At 72.7% G+C, this 19660-nt stretch carries 19 protein-coding genes; 9 read left to right on the top strand and 10 right to left on the bottom strand.

Annotation, left to right across the window (positions count from 1 at the left end; translation table 11 throughout):
* Positions 1-85: 85 nt before the first annotated feature.
* The gene (locus tag ACPOLA_RS12855; RefSeq protein WP_435770839.1) at positions 86-1279 is read left to right on the top strand and encodes a glycoside hydrolase family 6 protein; all 1194 of its coding nucleotides are present in this window, start codon (positions 86-88) and stop codon (positions 1277-1279) included.
* Positions 1280-1295: 16 nt separating this feature from the next.
* Here the strand turns inward: ACPOLA_RS12855 and ACPOLA_RS12850 are convergent, their stop codons facing one another.
* Positions 1296-2261 (bottom strand): TIGR03885 family FMN-dependent LLM class oxidoreductase, encoded by a 966-nt coding sequence (locus ACPOLA_RS12850; RefSeq protein ID WP_435770838.1) that lies wholly within the window; start codon positions 2259-2261, stop codon positions 1296-1298.
* A gap of 101 nt (positions 2262-2362) precedes the next feature.
* Here ACPOLA_RS12850 and ACPOLA_RS12845 point away from each other — a divergent pair, with 101 nt between their 5' ends.
* Together ACPOLA_RS12845 and ACPOLA_RS12840 are read left to right on the top strand one after the other, a co-directional pair.
* Complete coding sequence (locus tag ACPOLA_RS12845) at positions 2363-3913, top strand: DUF1800 domain-containing protein (RefSeq protein WP_435770837.1); 1551 nt, start codon at positions 2363-2365, stop codon at positions 3911-3913.
* Positions 3914-3917: 4 nt separating this feature from the next.
* Positions 3918-5183, top strand: coding sequence for a DUF1501 domain-containing protein (locus tag ACPOLA_RS12840; RefSeq protein ID WP_435770836.1), 1266 nt, complete (start codon positions 3918-3920; stop codon positions 5181-5183).
* A gap of 36 nt (positions 5184-5219) precedes the next feature.
* Here the strand turns inward: ACPOLA_RS12840 and ACPOLA_RS12835 are convergent, their stop codons facing one another.
* From ACPOLA_RS12835 to ACPOLA_RS12825, 3 genes are all read right to left on the bottom strand, one after another.
* The gene (locus tag ACPOLA_RS12835) at positions 5220-6953 is read right to left on the bottom strand and encodes a diguanylate cyclase domain-containing protein (protein ID WP_435770835.1); all 1734 of its coding nucleotides are present in this window, start codon (positions 6951-6953) and stop codon (positions 5220-5222) included.
* 25 nt (positions 6954-6978) lie between these two features.
* A complete protein-coding gene (locus ACPOLA_RS12830; protein ID WP_435770834.1) occupies positions 6979-8466 on the bottom strand; it encodes a putative bifunctional diguanylate cyclase/phosphodiesterase in 1488 nt (495 codons plus the stop codon).
* Between the two features lie 63 nt (positions 8467-8529).
* Positions 8530-9078, bottom strand: a complete 549-nt coding sequence (locus tag ACPOLA_RS12825) for a PAS domain S-box protein (protein WP_435770833.1) — start codon at positions 9076-9078, stop codon at positions 8530-8532.
* A 180-nt stretch (positions 9079-9258) separates the two neighbouring features.
* On the opposite strand from ACPOLA_RS12825, the gene ACPOLA_RS12820 reads away from it, so the two are divergent.
* The 3 genes from ACPOLA_RS12820 to ACPOLA_RS12810 all read left to right on the top strand — a co-directional run bounded on the left by ACPOLA_RS12820 (position 9259) and on the right by ACPOLA_RS12810 (position 12531).
* The gene (locus ACPOLA_RS12820) at positions 9259-10680 is read left to right on the top strand and encodes a glycosyltransferase family 2 protein (RefSeq protein WP_435770832.1); all 1422 of its coding nucleotides are present in this window, start codon (positions 9259-9261) and stop codon (positions 10678-10680) included.
* On the top strand, positions 10680-10898 hold the full coding sequence (locus ACPOLA_RS12815; RefSeq protein WP_435770831.1) for a hypothetical protein: 219 nt from the start codon (positions 10680-10682) through the stop codon (positions 10896-10898). The genes ACPOLA_RS12820 and ACPOLA_RS12815 overlap by 1 nt, the downstream gene beginning before the upstream one ends.
* 64 nt (positions 10899-10962) lie before the next feature.
* On the top strand, positions 10963-12531 hold the full coding sequence (locus ACPOLA_RS12810) for a DNA polymerase domain-containing protein (RefSeq protein ID WP_435770830.1): 1569 nt from the start codon (positions 10963-10965) through the stop codon (positions 12529-12531).
* 6 nt (positions 12532-12537) lie between these two features.
* On the opposite strand, the gene ACPOLA_RS12805 is transcribed toward ACPOLA_RS12810, so the two are convergent.
* From ACPOLA_RS12805 to ACPOLA_RS12785, 5 genes are read right to left on the bottom strand one after another with little or no spacing between them, the layout of a single operon-like run.
* Positions 12538-13410 (bottom strand): SDR family oxidoreductase, encoded by an 873-nt coding sequence (locus tag ACPOLA_RS12805; RefSeq protein ID WP_435770829.1) that lies wholly within the window; start codon positions 13408-13410, stop codon positions 12538-12540.
* Positions 13407-14306, bottom strand: coding sequence for an ABC transporter substrate-binding protein (locus ACPOLA_RS12800; RefSeq protein WP_435770828.1), 900 nt, complete (start codon positions 14304-14306; stop codon positions 13407-13409). The genes ACPOLA_RS12805 and ACPOLA_RS12800 overlap by 4 nt, the downstream gene beginning before the upstream one ends.
* Positions 14303-15010 carry an ABC transporter permease gene (locus ACPOLA_RS12795; protein WP_435770827.1) on the bottom strand — a complete coding sequence of 236 codons (708 nt, stop codon included), beginning with the start codon at positions 15008-15010 and terminating at the stop codon, positions 14303-14305. Before ACPOLA_RS12795 ends, ACPOLA_RS12800 begins: the two co-directional genes overlap by 4 nt.
* Positions 15007-15693 (bottom strand): ABC transporter permease, encoded by a 687-nt coding sequence (locus ACPOLA_RS12790; protein ID WP_435770826.1) that lies wholly within the window; start codon positions 15691-15693, stop codon positions 15007-15009. Before ACPOLA_RS12790 ends, ACPOLA_RS12795 begins: the two co-directional genes overlap by 4 nt.
* Positions 15690-16502: an ABC transporter ATP-binding protein gene (locus ACPOLA_RS12785; RefSeq protein ID WP_435770825.1), complete on the bottom strand. Its 813-nt coding sequence runs from the start codon at positions 16500-16502 to the stop codon at positions 15690-15692. Before ACPOLA_RS12785 ends, ACPOLA_RS12790 begins: the two co-directional genes overlap by 4 nt.
* A 142-nt stretch (positions 16503-16644) precedes the next feature.
* On the opposite strand from ACPOLA_RS12785, the gene ACPOLA_RS12780 reads away from it, so the two are divergent.
* Positions 16645-17493, top strand: coding sequence for an SDR family NAD(P)-dependent oxidoreductase (locus ACPOLA_RS12780; protein WP_435770824.1), 849 nt, complete (start codon positions 16645-16647; stop codon positions 17491-17493).
* On the opposite strand, the gene ACPOLA_RS12775 is transcribed toward ACPOLA_RS12780, so the two are convergent.
* Entirely contained in the window at positions 17490-18044 is a 555-nt protein-coding gene (locus ACPOLA_RS12775; RefSeq protein ID WP_435770823.1) for a TetR/AcrR family transcriptional regulator, read from the bottom strand. The genes ACPOLA_RS12780 and ACPOLA_RS12775 overlap by 4 nt on opposite strands.
* A 49-nt stretch (positions 18045-18093) precedes the next feature.
* Between ACPOLA_RS12775 and ACPOLA_RS12770 the strand changes: the two genes are divergently transcribed.
* Together ACPOLA_RS12770 and ACPOLA_RS12765 are read left to right on the top strand one after the other, a co-directional pair.
* Positions 18094-18966, top strand: a complete 873-nt coding sequence (locus tag ACPOLA_RS12770) for an alpha/beta hydrolase family protein (RefSeq protein ID WP_435770822.1) — start codon at positions 18094-18096, stop codon at positions 18964-18966.
* Positions 18967-19200: 234 nt separating this feature from the next.
* Positions 19201-19557, top strand: a complete 357-nt coding sequence (locus tag ACPOLA_RS12765) for a prepilin-type N-terminal cleavage/methylation domain-containing protein (protein WP_435770821.1) — start codon at positions 19201-19203, stop codon at positions 19555-19557.
* The last annotated feature ends 103 nt before the right edge of the window (positions 19558-19660 follow it).

Below are 19660 nucleotides of genomic sequence, written 5' to 3'. Positions count from 1 at the left end.
CGGAATATAACAGAGCATCCGCTCTGGAACCAAGCCCGGAGAATTCACTTCGGTCGCCGGCCGCGGGGTCGAAGGGAACGGCACCATGAAGAACCGCCTCCGCGTCCTCGTGCCCGTCGCCGTCACGCTGCTGCTCGCGCTCAGCCTGGTCGGACCGTCCGACGCCGCCCGCTCACCGCACCCGAGCAACCCGCGCAACCCGCTCGCGAAGGCGGGCCCGTGGAAGTACTCGACGATCACGACGCGGGCGAACCCGGAGATGATCAACTACCGCGGCGAGCGCAACGCCACCCGGAGGGCGGCGCTGGCGAAGATCGCCAAGACGCCGAAGGCGCGCTGGTTCGCCAACTGCGGCTCCTGCAACGTGGCGAACGTCCGGAACTCGGTGGCGTCCTACGTCAAGGACGCGCGGCGCAGCGACCCGGACGCCCTGGTGCAGCTGGCGATCTTCGGCCTGTGGCCCGACGGCGAGGTCCGCAACGGCAAGCGCCCGCGGATGTCCTGGTCGATGGAGCGCTACCAGCGCTGGATCAAGCAGATCGCCGCCGGCATCGGCAACGCGCGCGTGGCGATCATCCTCGAGCCGGACCTGGCGATCTCCGCCAACCACGGCAACGACGGACGGGAGATGCCGGACCCGACGCCCGGCATCCGCAAGCGGATGACCGCGTGGTCGGCGAAGTACCTCTCGGCCAAGCTGCGCGGCGAGGCGATCTACATCGACGCCGGCTCCGCGGACTGGCTCTACGTCGACGAGGCGGTACGGCTGCTGCGGGCCAGCGGCATCCAGCACGTCCGCGGCTTCGCCCTGGGCGCGACCCACTACGACTCCGTGGCCGACAACGTGGCGTTCGCCAAGAGGCTCAGCTCCGCGCTGGCCAGGCACGGCATCCGCGGCAAGAAGGCCGTCATCGACACCGCCGACAACGGCACCCCGTTCACCTGGAAGCAGTGGGACGCGCGCTGGGGGCGCAAGTTCCGCTCGACCGGCAACCTGTACTACCAGTTCGACAACACCCCGACGTGCCGGTCGCGCACGGAGCGGGTCTGCCAGACCCTGGGCCACCGACCCACCTGGAACCCGGTCGGTCGTGAGGCGGGCAAGGTCGGCCTGACCCGCAACCGCCCGGAGCTCCGCCGGGACGCGCTGCGGCTCGTCGACGGCTACCTGTGGTTCGGCCGAGGGTGGCGGTGGATGCAGCAGGGCGGCAACGACGCGCAGACCAAGGGCCGCTCGATCCGGATGGCGACGTACACGAAGTTCCGGCAGGCCGGCTGAGGCCGAACGCCCCGGCTCAGGAGGCGCGCGACAGGTCGGGAAGGACCTTCTCGCCGAACGTGTCGAGGAACCGCTCCTGGGACTGCCCGACGTGGTGGAGGTAGACCTCGTCGAAGCCCAGCTCGGCATAGCGGGCGAGCCGGTCCCGGTGCCAGCCGAGGTCGGCGGAGACGTCCACCACGGTGCGTACGGCGGCGGGCCCCACGTGTGCCGACACCTCGTCGAACCCCTCGACCGTCTCGGTGTCCCAGGCGACGGGCTCGGCGAACACGTTGCTCCGCCACTGGTCGTGGGCGATCGCCTCGGCCTCGTCCTCGGTCGGCGCCCAGGAGAGATGCACCTGCAGGGCCAGCGGGCCTCGCCCGCCGGCGTCGCGGTAGGCCGCGACGACCTCGCGCAGCCGCTCCGGCGGCCGGTTGACGGTGACCAGGCCCTCGCCCCACGCGGCCACCCGGGCGGCGCTCGCCACCGAGACGGCGGGAGCCACGAGCCGAGGACGCGGGTCCGGCACCTCCCACAGCCGCGCCCGGTCGACCGCGACGAGGCCCTCGTGGCTGACCTCCTGTCCCTCGAGCAGCCGCCGGATCACGTCGACGCACTCCTCCAGGCGTCGGACCCGAGTCTCCTTGCGCGGCCAGCCGGTGCCGGTGATGTGCTCGTTGACCGCCTCGCCGCTGCCCAGCGCGACCCAGAGCCGTGCGGGGAACATCGACCCGAGCGTGGCGACGGCCTGCGCCAGGACGGCCGGGTGGTAGCGCTGCCCCGGCGCGCTGACGACGCCGAAGGTGAGCCCGGTCGTCGCCAGCGCGGCACCGAGCCACGACCAGGCGTAGCCGGAGTGTCCCTGCCGGCTGCTCCACGGCGCGAAGTGGTCGGAGCACATCGCCATCTCGAAGCCGGCCTGCTCGGCATGCTGCACGTCGGCGAGGAGCCGGGCCGGATCGATCTGCTCGTGGCTGGCATGGAAGCCGAAGCGGGTCATGGCCTTGCGTTAACCGGTTCCGACCCGGCTCAGACCTCGCCGGGACCCGATCGGGACCGGCCGACCACTCAGGCCCGACGGGGCGGGGCCGATCGACGGACGTGACCACCTCACGCCGCTCGCTCGTCGCCGCATCGGCGGTCGTGCCCGCAGCCGGTGCCGCGACCGTCCTCGCGGCCTCGCCCGCGGAGGCGGCCTACCGGCCGCGCGCCTACGCGCGGACCCGGGTCCCGTGGCCGGCCACGCTGCACGCCCTGCAGCGGTTCACCGCGGGCTACACGCCGTACCTCTACCGGCAGGTGGCCTCGGCCGGCGGGTTCACGCGGTGGTTCGACAAGCAGCTCCGCTACAAGTACGACGACAGCTGGTACCACGCCACGTCGGACTGGTGGGTGTCGATCAACGCCTCCGAGGACGTCATCTGGCAGCGCCAGAAGGACAACGTCGAGGAGTTCTGGCGCGCCGACGCCAACTACCAGTGCTGGGCGATGGTGCGCCGCTACGGCTCCAAGCGCCAGGTGCAGGAGGTGATGGCGGAGTTCTGGGAGCACCACCTGCACGTGCCCGCCAACGGCGAGGTCGGCCCGTTCCGCACGTCGTACGGCAAGACGGTGCGGAGCCTGGCGCTGACCAGCTACGCCCAGCTGCTGGAGGCCGCGATCACCCATCCGGCGATGGCGGTCTACCTCAACAACGCGAACTCCTCGAAGAGCGCGCCCAACGAGAACCTCGGCCGCGAGCTCCTGGAGCTGCACACCGTCGGCGTCGGCAACTACACCGAGGACGACGTGAAGGCCTCGGCACGGATCCTGACCGGCTACCGGATGGGCATCTGGTCGGACTGGCGGTACTGGTACGACCCGGCCCGGCACTGGACCGGACCGGTCAAGGTGATGGGCTTCGAGCACGCCAACAGCGAGCCGGACGGGCGGCCGGTGCTCAGCGCCTACCTGCGCTACCTGGCCCACCACCCGGCGACGGCGCGGCGGATCGCCCGCAAGCTCGCCCAGCGGTTCGTGTCCGACACCCCGTCCGACGCGCTGGTCGCCCACCTCGCGAAGGTGTACCTCGACAACGGCACGGCCATCCGGCCGGTGCTCAAGGCGCTCGTGGCGACCACCTCCTTCAAGCGCTCGGCCGGGCAGAAGGTGCGCACGCCGTCGGAGGACGTCGTCGCCACCTACCGGGCGCTCGGTGCCCGGTTCACCGCGCGGCCCGCCAGCAGCACCGACAGCTCGGCCGCCAACGCCATCCTGTGGCAGTGCAGCTCGCTGGGGATGAAGCCGTTCGCCTGGCAGCGTCCCGACGGCCGTCCCGACACGGCGGCGGCGTGGTCGTCGACCTCGCGCTTCCTGGCGTCGCTCGACATCCACTACACCCTCTCCGGCGGGTGGTACCCGACGGTCGGGGTGGCCTACCGCAAGCCGGTCAGCTGGCTGCCGCGGTCGCGCGTGCGGTTCGACCACCTGGTCGACCACCTCTCGCGCACGATCCTCGGGCGCTCCTCGACGTCGCTGCTGCTGCGCGTCGCCTGCGAGGCGACCGGCTGCCGGCCCGCCGAGGTGATCACCTCCCAGCACCGCATCGTCCAGTGGGAGATGGCGCGGCTGCTGACCGTCTTCCTCGACTCCCCAGCCCACATGACCAGGTGACGTGATGACGACCGAGAGCTGTGCCTGCCCCGAGTACGCGAGCCTGGAGCGGGGGATCTCCCGCCGTGGCCTGTTCCGGGGTGCCCTGGCCGCCGGCGCGGGGCTCACCACCACCGCGGCCTTCGGGTCGGCGTTCGTGCAGACGTCGTACGCCGCGACCCGCTCGGCGCCGGCCGTGCTGGTGGTGCTGTCGATGCGGGGCGCGGTCGACGGCATGAGCCTGGTGGTGCCGCACGGCGACCCCGTCTACTACGAGGCCCGTCCCCGGCTCGCCGTCCCGTCGGCCCGGCTGCTCGCCAAGGACGGCTTCTTCGGCCTGCACCCGTTCCTCGAGCCGCTGATGCCGCTGTGGAGCGCCGGGTCGATGGCCGCGGTCCACGCCACCGGCCTGCCGGTGCCCAACCGCTCGCACTTCGCCGCCATCGAGCAGGTCGAGGACGCCGACCCCGGATCCGACGCGCGGGTGGGCTGGCTCAACCGCCTGATCGGGCGGGACGGCTACGACAACCCGCTCCAGGCCATCCAGCTGGGCGAGTCGGTCACCCCGATGTCGCTCGCCGGACCGCAGCCCAGCGTCGCGGTGAGCAACGTCCGGGACATGCGGCTCGCCGGCGCCGACAAGTGGGACACCGCCGGCCGCCGGCCGCGCTCGATGCGCACCATGTGGGCGGGTGCGCCCGGGCCGCTCGGTGCGGGCGCGCGGGCGGCGATGCAGGCCATCGACGACTTCGAGCCGGTCCGGGCGACGGCCACGGCCCCGGCCAACGGCGCGGTCTACCCGCGCGGCGGCTTCGGCGAGGCCCTCGCCTCCGCGGCCCGCACGGTCCGGGGCGACGTGGGCGCCGAGGTGATCGCGATCGACTACGGCTCCTGGGACCACCACGTCGACCTCGGCACCCTGGAGTGGGGCCACATGCAGCGGATGACCAAGCAGCTCGCGGCCGGGATCGCAGCGTTCTTCACCGACCTCGGCCCGCTCGCCTCGAAGGTGACGCTGGTGACGCTCTCGGAGTTCGGGCGTCGTACGAAGGAGAACGCCAACAACGGGCTCGACCACGGTCACGGCAACGTGATGATGCTCTTCGGAGCAGGAGTGAAGGGCGGCTACTACGGCCGCTGGCCCGGCCTCACCAACACGGTGAACGGCGACCTCTCCGTGACCACCGACTACCGCAGCGTGCTGGCCGAGGTGGCCGTCAGGCGGATGGGCGCCTCGTCGGCCCAGGTCTTCCCGGGCTTCCAGCCCGAGACGGTCGGCGTCGTCGCCTGACCGGCCCCTCGCCGAGGTCCGGCGAGGACGGGGTCCTCACCCCGCGGCGGGCCGCAGGGCCGCGACGGAGTGGCGGCCGCGGCCCGCTCGCTTCGCCTCGTAGAGCGCCTCGTCGGCACGGATGAGCACTCCACGCCGCGTCCGCTCCGTGGCCGCCAGGTCGTCGAAGCAGGCGGCGCCGACCGAGGCGCCGACCGGGTCCACGACCGCATCCAGCGGCGGCACGCCGGCGCACGCGCGCACCGCGCCCACGACCTGCCGGGCGATGCGGTCGACCTCCAGCCGGTCGCTGCGAGGAAGGAGGACCGCGAACTCGTCACCGCCGATCCGACTGACCGACCCGTGCGGGCCGGCGCACTCGGTCAGGCGGCGGGCGACCGCCTTCAGCAGCTCGTCGCCGGCATGGTGACCCAGCGTGTCGTTGACGGCCTTGAAGTGGTCGATGTCGATGATCAGCAGCGCTCCGCTGCCGAGGGAGGACTCGACCGCGGTGGCCAGCTCGCGCTCGAACCGCCGCCGGTTCCACAACCCGGTGAGCGGGTCGTGGTCGGCGAGGAACCGCGCGCGCTGCTCGGCGTCGCGCAGCGCGCGCTCGGCGTCACGTCGCTCGGTCACGTCGCGGATCGCGGCCGCCACCCACCGACCCTGCGACGTCTTCACGGGACCGAGGGTGACCTCCACGGCGATGGTCCGGCCGTCGCGATGCTGCACCGCGAGGTCCACGCCGGACCGCGACCGGCCGTGGGTGCCGCGCTCGGTGAACGAGGTCCGCAACCGCGCGTGCTCGCGCTGCGACTCGGCCGTCAGCACGTCGTCGAGCGGGCGTCCGACCACCTCCTCGGGCCGGTAGCCGACGAGGTCGAGCACCTGGGGGTTGGCGTACCGGATCACACCCAGCCGGTCCACCATCACCATCGCGTCGGGTGCAGCGTCGAGGTAGGACTGCAGCTGCGCGGTGGCGGCGTCCACCTCGGCCTCGGCGGCCTGCACCGAACGGGCGGTGACGGTGACGACGACGGCCAGCGCCACCATCATCGACGCGGTGAACACGGCGACGCCGAAGTGCAGGCCGTACCAGCCGCGCTCCTCACCGGCGATCTGGACCATGCCGAGGGCGGGCGGCACGAGGATGACGGCGGGCAGCACGCTGCGCGTCAGAGTCCCGGTCAGGCCCCGGTGCCAGAGGTAGGTGAGCGGCCGGCGGTGGGCGTTGAGGGCGAGGAGCCCGACGAGGAGCACCAGCGCGGCGGCCGCGGACGGAAGCGTCATCGTGGCTCCGCTGCTCGCGGACGTGACCTCCGGCGCCCCGTAGAGGTAGCCGGTCTCCAGGCCGACCACGGCGATCGCGAAGAGCGCGGTCACGGCGCCTCCGAACCGGCCGACCCGCTCCCGGTGCGAGGCCGAGGCGAGCCTGGCCACGGCGAAGATCACCACGGCCGCGGCCAGCTGCGGGGACGGCCGGCCCGGGGCCGTCGCCTGCCGGGGGTCGTCCATGACCAGCTCGTCGATGCCGAGCGAGACATCGCCGAGCCACTCGACCAGGGTGAGACCTCCGAGGACGAGCGGCACCAGGGCCGCCAGCGCGAGGCCCCGCCGGCTGGAACGGTTGGCCAGGAGGGAGAGCCCGGCGCCGAGGACGCAGAGCGCCGAGTTGACCTTCATCGCGGTCAGCGACGGCACCCAGTCGTGGGCCGGCTCCGGCCCGCGCGCCCACGCGACGAGCACGACTCCGGCGATCAGTACGGCGGTGCCGCCGGCGACGGGCGCCACCCGAGGCACCCAGCGCGGCGGTTGCTCAGGGGGCCGATCGCCGGGCACCGGCGCGCACCTGGGCCTTGGTCAGCAGGTCGGCCGCCGGCACGCCGGGGCTGTAGAGGTAGCCCTGGACCTCGTCGCACCCGCGGGCGGCGAGGTACTGCTCCTGGACCCGGTTCTCCACGCCCTCCGCCACGACGGTCATGCCGAGGGCGTGCGCCATCACGATGATGGCGTCGACGATCGCGGAGCCCGGCTCGTCGCCCGAGATGCCGTGGACGAACGACCGGTCGATCTTGATCTTGTCGATCGGGAACGTGTTGAGGTAGGCGAGGCTGGAGTAGCCGGTGCCGAAGTCGTCGACGGCCACCTTGACGCCCAGCTCGCGCACGGCGGTGAGCTTCTCGACCGCATCCCCGCGGTCCTCGACGAGCAGGCCCTCGGTGACCTCGATCTCGAGCTGGTCGGGCGCCAGTCCCGCGTCGGCCACCGCCTTCTCCACCTCGTCGACCCAGCCCCTCTTGAGGAGCTGTCGGGGCGAGACGTTCACGGCCAGCCGCAGCGGCTGGTCGAGCTGGTCCTGGAGCAGCGCCACGTCGGTGCACGCCTGTCGCAGCACCCAGGTGCCGAGGTCGTGGATCATGCCGCTGTCCTCGGCGACAGGGATGAAGCGGTCCGGCGCCACCGAGCCGAGCTCAGGGCTCCACCAGCGGGCGAGGGCCTCGACGCCGACGACGAGACCGGACGAGAGGTCGAGCTGCGGCTGGTAGACGATCGAGAGCTCGCCGTGGCCCAGGGCCTGGCGCAGCGCGGCGGACAGCGCCAGCTTGTCCTGGGTCTCCTCGATCATCGTCGGGTGGAACCACTGGAGACCGTCGCGGCCGGACGCCTTCGCCCGGTACATCGCGGTGTCGGCGTGGCGCAGCAGCGTCGCCGGGTCCGAGCCGTTGCACGGGAAGACGGCCGCGCCGATGCTCGCGGTGACGATGAGCTCGTAGCCCATCACCTCCACCGGCGCGAGCAGCGCCTGGAGCAGCTCCTCGATCCGCGGAGTGAGGTCGACGACGGGATGGACGTCGCGGAACACGACCGCGAACTCGTCGCCGCCGAGCCGGGCGACGAGATCGCCGTCGCGCACCCAGGCGCGGAGGCGCTCGGCGACCTGCCGCAGCAGCGCGTCGCCGACGTCGTGGCCGAGCGAGTCGTTGATCCGCTTGAAGTGGTCGAGGTCGAGCAGCAGCAGGGCGACCTCGCTCCCGGCGCGGGCGGCGGCGGCGCACGACGCGGCGAGGTGGTCCATCAGCCGCACCCGGTTCGGCAGGTCGGTGAGCGCGTCGTGGGTGAGCATCTGCTCGATCCGCTCCCGCGCCTCGACCCGCTTGGCGATGTCGTAGGCGACCGCGAGGTGACCGGTCGTCCGGCCCGCCTCGTCCTGGAGCGCGACGACGGCCTCGCTGACCACGACCGTCGTACCGTCCTTGCGGCGGTAGCGCCACTCGACGTCGTGGTCGTCGCGCTCCAGCGCCACGGTCCCGTCGAGCCGCGCCTCGCGCGGCTCGGCGTCGATCTCGGTGAGCCAGGCGCCGATCAGCTACTCGCGCAGGAAGCCCCGCAGCGCCTCGGCCGCGGGGTTGGCGGTGACGATCCGGCCGGCGGGATCGGTGGCGAGGATGCTGAACGGGATGGTGTCGAGGATCGAGCGCCGCAGCACGTCGTCCCGGGCCGACGCCTCGGCGCGCTGGCCGTCCAGCCGCTCGGTGATGTCGATGATGGAGGCGAGCACGAAGTGCTCGTCGTCGATGTCGATCGGGTTCAGGCCGATCTCGATCGGCAGCTCGGTCCCGTCCTTGCGCAGCCCGAAGAGCTCGCGGCCCACGCCCATGCCGCGGCGGTCGGGGTCGGCGAAGTAGGCGTCGCGGAAGCTGCGGTGGGCCTTGCGGGCCCGCTCGGGGACCAGCTCGTCGATGCCCATCCGCAGCAGCTCGTCACGGGTGTAGCCGAACGACCGCTCGGCCTCGGAGTTGACCAGGACGATCCGCCCACGCTCGTCGACCATGATCATGGCGTTGGGCGCCGCCTCGATGATCAGCCGGAGCCGCTTCCCGTCGCCCGACGCGTGGTCGTCCGAGTGCGACCCCATGGCGTTCTCCCTCTGCTGGCCCGACGCGGGTGCGTCAGGTGCTGGAAGTGTAGGAACGCCACCGGCGCGGGACCGTCCCAACGCCGAAGGTCGGGACCTTGGTCCCGGCGGGTCCGTCCGATCGGTCAGGGCTGCGGGGAAGCCGTCCGGGGCGGTCGGAGGTCGCCTTAGCGTGACCCCATGAGACTGCAACGCTACGTCGGTCTGCTCATCATCTGCGCGGCCCTCGGCGGGGCGGTCCTGGTGGGCTGGTCGGTGTCCGGCTCGGCCGCCGGCTACGCCGACGACCCTGCGCAGGGAGTGATCCTCGGGACGTGGCAGTTCTTCTACGACACCGAGGTGCCCACCCTCGGCGTGCTCGCCGCGGCCGTCGGGCTGGCCCTGCTCCTCGCCGCCGGGGTGGCGGCCCTCGAGCGCCGCGTCACCGACTCGGCACGACGCAGCGAGGACCGGGCGCACCAGCCGCTCGCGCCGAAGGTCGTCATGGCCGAGACGCGCGGCCGGTTCGCGGGGCCGGTCACGATCACCGTGCTGATCCCGGCGCACAACGAGGAGTCCCGCCTCGAGGCGACGCTCACCTCGCTGCTCCGGCAGTCCAGCCCGCCCGACCGGGTGGTGGTCGTCGCCGACAACTGCACCGACCGGACCACCGAGATCGCCCGCTCCATGGGCGTGGAGGTCTTCGAGACCGTCGGCAACACGCGCAAGAAGGCCGGAGCACTCAACCAGGCGCTCGCCGGCCTGCTGCCCCAGCAGGGCGAGAACGACCTGGTCATGGTGATGGACGCCGACACCGAGCTCGACGACGGCTTCCTCGCCGGAGTCGTCCGCCGGATGACCGAGGACCGTGCCCTGATGGCGATCGGCGGGCTGTTCTACGGCGAGGACGGCCACGGCGTGCTCGGCCAGTTCCAGCGCAACGAGTTCACCCGCTACGCCCGCGAGATCCGGCGACGGCGCGGCCGGGTCTACGTGCTCACCGGGACCGCGACGGTGTTCCGGCCGCGGGCCCTGCGCGCCGTGGCGGCCGAGCGGGGCCGGTCGATCCCCGGCGTGAACGGCGATGTCTACGACACCCTGGTGCTGACCGAGGACAACGAGATCACTCTCGCGCTCAAGACGCTGGGGGCGTTGATGATGTCGCCCGCCGAGTGCCGCGTCGTCACCGAGGTGATGGCGACCTGGCGCGCGCTGTGGGTGCAGCGGCTGCGCTGGCAGCGGGGCGCGCTGGAGAACCTGGGCGCCTACGGCGTCCGCCCCCAGACCTTCCGCTACTGGGCCCAGCAGCTCGGCATCGGCTACGGGGCCCTGGCCCTGATGGGCTACGTCGGGATGATGCTCGTGCTCACCGTCTCCTTCGACGCCTGGATCTGGTTCCCGTTCTGGCTCGGGATGGGTCTGGTGTTCTCCGTCGAACGGGTGGTCACCGTCTGGCAGGGCGGCTGGGGCGCGCGCGTCGTCGCGGCGCTCGTGCTGCCCGAGCTGCTCTACGCCCTCTACCTCAACGCCGTCTTCCTCAAGGGCATCGTCGACATCTCCAGCGGCCGGCGTGCCGCCTGGGGCAACGGCGTCGAGACCGACGCGACGCTGGTGGCCGGCTGATGGCGCCGCTGCTCGCCCCGCTCGGGATCCTGCTTCCCGAGGACGTGCTGCGCACCGAGTGGTTCGCGGTGCTCGCCGCCTTCGTCGCGCTCAACACCGTCATGTTCGTCGCACTCGCCGTGGCCAAGGCGCTGCCCAAGGTCTACGTCCGCGACTGGCTGCCGCGCAAGTACGCGCGCGCCGAGACCCGGAGCATCCACCCCGACGGTCCCCGCTAGGTCCAGCGGCGGGCCGCCGCCGAGCCCGGCGTATGGCTCGGTGGCCGCCGGGCACCGCACACGCATGGGCGACCTGGCGACGTACCGGCGGAAGCGCGACTTCCGGAGGACGCCGGAGCCCGCCGGCGGCGGTGGCCCGACGGGCGGTGCCGAGCGTCGCTTCGTGGTGCAGCGGCACCGCGCCAGCCGGCTGCACTACGACCTGCGGTTCGAGATCGATGGCGTGCTGGTGAGCTGGGCGGTGCCCAAGGGGCCCACGCTCGACCCGTCGGTGCGGCGGATGGCCGTGCACGTCGAGGACCATCCGATCGACTACATCGACTTCGAGGGCGTGATCCCCAGGGGCGAGTACGGCGGCGGGGACGTCATCGTGTGGGACACCGGCACCTGGTCGCCGGCCGGTGACGAGGACCCCGCCGAGCAGCTGCGGCGGGGCGAGCTCCACGCCGAGGTGCACGGTGCGAAGCTCCGGGGCCGGCTGGTCCTGGTGCGCCGCGGGAAGGGCGACGGCGAGCGCGAGCAGTGGCTGCTGCTGCACAAGAAGGACGCGCACGCGGTGCCGGGGTGGGACCCCGAGGAGCACCCGCGATCGGTCGTCAGCGGTCGCACCAACGAGGAGGTCGAGGCGGACCCGGCGCGGCTGTGGCGCTCGGGCGTGCCGGCGGCGGAGGCGGAGGTGTCGCTGCTGCCGGAGTCCGTGCCGGACGAGGCGATCGCCGCGCTGGAGGAGCTCGGCCACGAGGGCACCTGGGAGGTCTTCGGTCGCCGGCTCAAGGTCACCAACCTGGACAAGGTGCTCTTTCCGGGGGATCCGCCGGTGACCAAGCGCGAGTTCCTGGCGTACGTCGCCCGGGTGGCGCCGCTCTCGCTGCCCTACCTCGAGGGCCGGGCGGTCAACCTGCACCGCTATCCCGACGGCGCGGACAGCAAGGGGTTCTGGCACAAGGAGGTGCCGTCCCACGCGCCGGAGTGGCTGCCGCGCTGGGACAACCCCGAGGCCGATCCCGGCGAGACGCGGACCTACCTGGTCGTCGACGAGGCCGCCGCTCTCGTCTGGGCCGCCAACTTCGGCGCGCTGGAGTGGCATCCGTGGACCTCCCGGACCACGGCGATGCACGAGCCGACCTACGCGCTGATCGACCTGGACCCGGGGGAGTCGACCACGTGGGACGAGCTGCTCCAGCTGGCTCGGCTGCACCGGACGGCGCTGGAGCACCTCGGCGTGACCGGTCGCGCCAAGGTGACCGGCAAGCGCGGGATCCAGATCTGGGTTCCGATCCGGGCCGGCTACAGCTTCGCCGAGACCCGCGCGTGGACCGAGCGGCTCTCGCGCACGGTCGGCAAGGTGCTGCCCGACCTGGTCAGCTGGAAGTGGGAGAAGAGGGCGCGGGGCGGTCTGGCGCGGCTGGACTACACCCAGAACGCGGTGAACAAGACCCTGGTGGCGCCGTACGCGACCCGGCCGGCCCGCGAGGCGCCGGTCTCGGTCCCGATCGGCTGGGACGAGCTCGACGACCCCGGCCTCCGGCCCGACCGGTGGACGATCCGCACGGTCCTCGACCGGCTGGAGCGGTGCGGCGACCCGTTCCGCGCGCTGCTCGGGGTGGAGCAAAACCTGCCCGAGATCACCTGAGGCGGGTCACCGGTCCTGCTCGGCGAGCAACTGGCGGAGGGTCAGCGGGTCGCGTCCGGTCAGGGTGCGGACGTGGTCGCTGACCTGCTCAAGCTCGCCGGCGGCGATCGCGGTGTAGGTGGAGACCCACGCGTCGTACTGCCACGCGGGCGCCGGCCAGCGGCGCCGCGAGGCGTAGGCCTCCGCCACCGTCTCGTCGTGGAAGGTGACCCGGCGGCCGGTGTGGGCCGACAGCGCCTGCGCGACCTCGTCGAGGGTGAGAGCCTCCGGTCCGGTGAGGTCGTAGGTGGCGCCGGCGTGCGCCTCCGGCGCCAGCAGTACGGCGGTCGCGCACCGTGCGACGTCGCTGCGCGCCACGGCGGCGACCCGGCCCTGCCCGGCGGGTCCGCGGATCACCCCGTCGTCGCCGGGCAGGTCGGCCAGGAAGTCGAGGTAGAGGCTGTCGCGGAGGAAGGTGAACCCCATGCCGCTGTCGCGGATCCGCTGCTCGGTGGCCCAGTGGTCGCGCCCCAGCGTGAACACCGAGTCGGCCGAGGCGCCGAGGAACGAGGTGTAGACGACGTGCCGCACGCCGGCCTCGGCGGCCGCGTCGACGAAGGTGAGGTGCTGCGCGACGCGGTCGGGCGCCTCGGAGGCCGACACCATCAGCAGGGTCGTGACGTCCTCGAGGGCCTGGAGGGCCAGCGCACGGTCGCCGTAGTCGACGGGGACCGGGACCGCGCCGGGGAGCACCGGCGCGCGACCGGGGCAGCGGGCCAGCAGGCGCTGCGCCACGCCCGCCTCCGCGAGCGCCCGGGCGACCTGCTGCCCGAGCGCGCCGGTCGAGCCGGTGACGGCGAGCGCCGGGAGGCCCTCGCCGTCGCCCGTCGCCCCGGTCACAGCAGGCCTTCCTCCTCCAGCCAGTCCTTCGCGATGGTCTCGGCGGGGAGCTTCTCGTCCACGCTGCGCGCGTTGAGGTCGACCAGGTCCTCGGGGCTCATCGCCGCGCTGACCTCGTTGATCACCTCCGCGGCCTCCTCGCTGACGTCGTCGCTCGCGAGCGGCACGACGTGCGACGCCAGGAACAGGCCCTTGGTGTCCTCGAGCGTGACCAGGTCGTTGCTCTTGATGCGCGGGTCGGCGGTGTAGATGATCGCGAGCTGGATGTCGCCGTTCTCCAACGCCTTGACCGTGAGCGGGCCGCCGCCGTCCTCGATCGGGGTGAACGCGACGTCCACGCCGTAGGCCTCCTTCAGGCCCTTGGGGCCGTTGGGGCGGTCCTCGGCCTCGGAGTTGGCGCCGAAGGTCAGCGGCTCGTCCACGTCGGCGAGGTCCTCGATCGTCTCCAGGTCCCACTTCTCGGCGAACTCGCGCGTCACCACGTAGGAGTCCTGGTCGGTGGCGGGCGACTGCTCGAGGACGCGGAGGTCCTCCGGGGTGGCGTCCTCGAGCTCGGCGTACACGTCGTCGGCGAGCCGGGCCTCGGTGTCCGCGACCCAGTACTGCAGCAGCGGCCCGGTGTACTCCGGGAACAGGTCGACCGAGCCGGACTCGATCTCGGGGAGGTAGACCTCGCGCTGGCCGATCTTGAACTGGCGGTCGACCTCGAAGCCCTCGGCCTCGAGCGCCTGGGCGTAGGCCTCGGCGATGATCTCGTTGGAGTAGTAGTCCTGCGATCCGATCACGATCGTCTCGGAGTCGTTGTCGCCGGAGCTCAGCGGGTCGGAGTCGCCGCAGGCGGACAGCGTGAGCGCGGAGACGGCGGCCAGGGCCAGCCCGATCCGGGTGCGGGTCATGGTGTTCCTTCCAGTTGTCCGGCCCCGGTGGGCCGGCGGGAGCGGGGGGCACGGCTGTGGGCGCGGGTGCTGCGCTGCAGGGCGTCCAGTGCGATGTCGAGGACGAGTGCCAGCGCCGCGACGAGCAGGGCGCCGGCCAGCATCTGGGGGTAGTCGCGGGCCTTCAGCCCGGCGAAGAGGTAGCGGCCGAGGCCGGTGTCGGAGATGTACGCCGCCAGGGTGGCCGTGGCGACGACCTGCAGGGTGGCCGCCCGGAGTCCGCCGAGCATGACGTCGGCCCCGAGCGGGACCTCGACGCGGGTCACCAGCTGCAGCTCGCTCATGCCGATCGCCCGGGCGGCGTCGACGGCGCCCCGGTCGGCGGACTCGACGCCGGCGTAGGCACCGGCGAGCAGCGACGGGAACGCGAGGGCGACGAGCGCGATCAGGGGGGCGTCGACGCCGATCCCGAGAGCCAGGCCGAGCAGGGTGAGCAGGCCGAGGGTGGGCACGGCCCGGACGGCGCCGGCGAGGGCCACGACCACCAGCCGTCCGCGGCCGGTGTGGCCGATCAGGATGCCGAGCGGAACCGCAAGGGCCGCCGCGACGCCGACGGCGGCGAAGGACACCCAGAGGTGCTGGAGCAGGCGGGTGTCGATGCCGCCGGGCCCGCCCCAGTGGGCCGGGTCGCCGATCCAGGCCAGCGCGTCGCCGAAGAGGCTCATCCCGCTGCCACCTCCGCGCCGCCGAGCGACCTCAGCGGTCGGGACGACCTGCGCCGGTCGGCCCACGGGGTGAGCAGCCGGCCGGCGAGGACAAGCAAGCCGTCGAGGGCGATCGCGAGGGCCATCGTGAGCACCACGCCGGTGACGATCTCCTCCTGGATGCCGCGCTGGAACCCGTCGGTCAGCAGGTTCCCGAGGCTCTGGATGCCGACGAGCGCCCCGATCGTGACGAGGCTGACGGTGCTGACCATCACGACCCGGATGCCGGACAGCAGCACCGGCACGGCGAGCGGCAGGTCGATCCGCCACAGCAGCCCGGCCCGGGAGTAGCCCATCGCCTGGGCCGCCTCGCGGACGCCCTGGTCGATCGAGCGGAACGCGTCGGCGGCGGTGCCGGCGAGGAGCGCGGTGCCGTAGATGCTCAGCGCGATGACCAGGTTGAGCCCGGACCGCAGCGGGATGCCGAGCACGACGGGCACCACGATGAGCAACGGCAGGGCCGGCACGGAGTAGAGCAGGCTCGCGGCGCCGAGCACCGCACCGCCGACCCGCGGCCAGCGCCAGGCCACGCGCCCGAGGACGAGCGCGACCACCACGCTGACCAGCACCGCGGGGAGCGCGAGCAGCAGGTGCTGGAGCAGCAGCCCCAGCACGTGGTCGCGGTTCGCGGAGAGCCAGGTCAACCGAGGACCCCCACGGGGCGCCCGTCACCGTCGACGACGACCGAGCGACCGTCGACGACGACCGTCCCCAGGCTGCGCTCGGCGCGGTCGGCGCCGATGAAATCGCGGACGAAGTCGTCGGCCGGCGAGGCCATGATTTGCTGGGGAGTGCCGGCCTGTGCGACGACGCCCCCGGTCTTCAGGATGACCACCTCGTCGCCGAGCCGGAACGCCTCGTCGACGTCGTGGGTGACCAGCACGATCGTCTTGCCCAGCCGCCGTTGGAGCTCGAGCAGCTGGTCCTGGAGGTCGCGGCGCACGATCGGGTCCACCGCTCCGAAGGGCTCGTCCATCAGCAGGATGTTGGGCTGGGCGGCGAGCGCCCGGGCGACCGCGACCCGCTGCTGCTGGCCGCCGGAGAGCTGGCCCGGGTAGCGCCTGCCCAGGGCCGGGTCGAGACCGACCAGCTCGAGCAGGCCGTTGGCCTCCTCGCGGGCCCTGCGCTTCGGGGTGCCGGTCAGCACGGGGACCGTCGCGACGTTGTCGACGACCCGGCGGTGGGGGAGCAGGCCGCCGGCCTGCGGCACGTAGCCGATGGAGCGGCGCAGGGCGACGCGATCGAGCCCGCGGACGTCCTGGTCGTCGATCAGGACGGTGCCGGTGGTGGGCTCCACCATCCGGTTGACCATCCGCATCAACGTCGTCTTGCCCGACCCGGACGAGCCGACGAGGGCGAGCGTGCGGTGGGAGGGGACCGTGCAGGAGAAGTCGGCGACCGCGACCGTGCCGTCGGCGTACGTCTTGCCCACGCCGCTGAACTCGATCCCCACGTCGCCTCCGGTGTCTGTCCGGCGGACCCCTCGGCCCCGCGCGGCGGCCAGCCTATTGGCTGGCGCCGACATCGTGGAGACTGTTCGACCCATGGCCAGGCGCCCGGCCGGGCGGCCGAGGCCGCGGGCGAGGAGGAACGCGATGAAGGTCCACGGCAAGGTCTGGGTCGTCACCGGCGCGGGCAGCGGCATGGGGCGCGAGCTCGTGCTGGCGCTGCTGGACCGCGGCGCGCGGGTGGCCGCGGTCGACCGCAACGGCGACGGTCTCGCCGCCGTCGCCGAGGCGGCGGGCGCCGGTGACCGGCTCTCGACGCACGTCGCCGACATCACCGACCGCGATGCCGTGACAGCGCTGCCCGCCGCGGTGGAGGCCGCGCACGGAGCCGTGGACGGCCTGGTCAACAACGCCGGCATCATCCAGCCGTTCGTGCCCGTCGTCGACCTCGACGACGCCGCGATCGAGCGGGTGATGGCGGTGAACTACTTCGGCACCCTGGCGATGACCAGGGCGTTCCTGCCCGTGCTCCTGCGCCGTCCCGAGGCCCACATCGCCAACGTGGCGAGCATGGGCGGCTTCTTCCCCTTCCCGGGGCAGACCGTCTACGGCGCCAGCAAGGCGGCGGTCAAGCTGCTGACCGAGGGCCTGTACGCCGAGCTGCTGGACACCGACGTGAGGGTCACCGTGATCTTCCCCGGTGCCGTCGACACGTCCATCACCGAGAACTCCGGGCTCGACCGGCCGGAGGAGTCCGAGGTCGAGGGAGCAGCGGCGCGGATGACCTCGGCGCCCGACGCGGCCCGGGCCATGCTGGCCGGCATCGAGCGCGACCGGCTGCACGTCTACGTGGGCACGGACGCCAAGCTGATGAGCCTGGCGATCAAGCTGGCGCCACGCCCGGCGATCCGGTTCGTCAAGAAGCAGATGAGCCGCCACGTCGAGGCGCTGGCTCCCGCCGGCGACACCGCAGCGCGACGGCCGGCGTCCTCCTAGCGCGCGGCCTCCAGGAGCAGCCGCAGCTCCTGGCTCACGTCCTCCAGCGGAGCCACGGAGCGCTCCGCGCGGCAGAGCGCGACGGCGCCCTCGACCGCTGCGACGACGGTGCGCGCGAGCCGCGGCGCCCGCGCGGGGTCCGTCCCGGCCGCGACGAGCACCGCGACGAGGTGCTCCTGCCACATGGCGAACACGTCGGTGGCCGTCTGGCGCAGCTCCGGGTCGTCCTCGGTGGCCACGGCCAGCACGGCGCAGCCGGTGCGGAAGCCGCTGTCCTCGAGCACCCGCCGCCACTGGGCGACGAGGGCGTCCAGGGCCGCCTCCACCCCTCCTTCCCTGGAGGAGTCGATGATGCGGGCGACGTGGTCGCCCAGGAACCGCACCGACTCGTCCACGAGCTGCCGCTTGCCGCCGGGGAAGTGGTGGTACGTCGAGCCGAGGGGGACCCCGGCCTCCTTCGCCAGCTCGCGGAGGCTGGTGCCGCCGGGGCCCCGGGTGCCGACCATGCGGGCAGCGCCGATGACCATCCGGGACCGTGTGTCGCGCGCCATGCCGCCCATCCTATTGCCTCGTCTATGACGACCGTCATATCCTCCCGGCATGGGATATAACACTCGTCATAACGACCTGGCGCCGGCGCTGGCACCGGTCGTCGCCGACGACGGGCGCGAGCTGTCGGTGCACGTCTTCGAGCCTGAGGGTCCGGCGCGCGGGGCGGTGTTCCTCGCCCCCGCCATGGCGACGCCCGCGGCGTACTACGCGGCCTTCTGCCGCTGGCTGGCCGCGCAGGGGTTCCGCGTGGCCACGCTCGACTACCGCGGCATGGGCGGCCCGGCGCAGATGCGCGCCGAGACCGCCGACGTCGACCGGTGGATCGCCGACGCCGCGCACGCCCTCGCGTGGTTCGCCGACGGGACCGACGACGACCTGCCGCTGACCTGGGTCGGTCACAGCCTCGGCGGCCAGATGGTGCCCTTCGTCGACCACGGCCGGCTCGCGCAGGTGATCACCGTGGCGGCCGGCGACGGCTACTGGCGGCGCAACGTCCCGCGGATCCGGTGGGCCGCGCCGCTGCTGTGGGCGGTCGTGGTGCCGCTGGCCACCCGGGTCGCCGGCTACTACCCGGGCTCGCGCCTGCGCCTGCTCGACGACGTGCCGACCGGCGTGATGCGGCAGTGGGGTCGCTGGTGCCGCCACCCCGAGTACCTCCAGGCCGACCACCCCGACGCACCGGACCTCTTCGCGGCGGTCAAGGCGCCGCTGATGTCGCTGTCGTTCGAGGACGACGAGCTGCTCAGCGGGCAGAGCATCGGCCACCTGCACGACTGGTACGTGAACGCCGACCAGGTCCGCCAGCGCTACTCGCCGCGCCAGCTCGACGGGCGACGGATCGGCCACCACGGGTTCTTCCGACGGGCCAACGCCGACCTCTGGGACGAGCTGCTGCTGCCGTGGGTCGCCACCGCGAGGTGATGTAGCGATATCGGTCTAGAACGCTAGACCGATATCTCCGCCGTCGTTCGAGCCCGCCGGGCTTTATGACGGGAATACGGAAAAGAAATCCGGTCATCGGTATAGACAAACGGGCGTCATGGTTAAGAAATCGGCTGTTCTCTCGGAATTCCCGAAAGCCGGTCGAGGGCCGGTGCTCTCATCGAGTCAGCGCTCGGGGCTGCTCCCTTTCTCCCGATTTCCGAAGGATCCGCCATGCTCCACAACGCCCTCTCCCGCGCCCGCCGCCTCCGCCGTGACGAGTCCGGCTTCACGCTCATCGAGCTGCTCATCGTGATCATCATCCTCGGCGTGCTCGCCGCGATCGTGGTCTTCTCCGTCCGCGGCATCTCGGACAACGGAGAGGAGGCCGCATGCCGGACCGAGATCCGCACGGTCGAGACCGCGGTCGAGGCCTACTACGCCGAGAACGACGCGTACCCGGCGACGGTCGGTGGCCTGACGACCGGCGGCTTCCTCCGTGAGGACCCCGACGGCCCGTCGACCATCACCGCCGCCAGCACCATCGACGGCACCACGGGTGCCATCGCGCCTGCGCCCGCCTGCGACTGACCGCTCACTTCCTGTGGAGGGGCGCCCCCTCCGCGGCCCTCCCCCCGGGCTATACGAGGGCTGGCCCTAATGCTGCGCACTTGGACCACCTCCGTGACCGCGT

Origin of the sequence: Nocardioides proteolyticus (genome assembly GCF_051280635.3) — a bacterium.
In the GTDB taxonomy this organism is placed as follows: domain Bacteria; phylum Actinomycetota; class Actinomycetes; order Propionibacteriales; family Nocardioidaceae; genus Nocardioides.
This window is presented reverse-complemented; position numbering and strand designations above follow the sequence as displayed.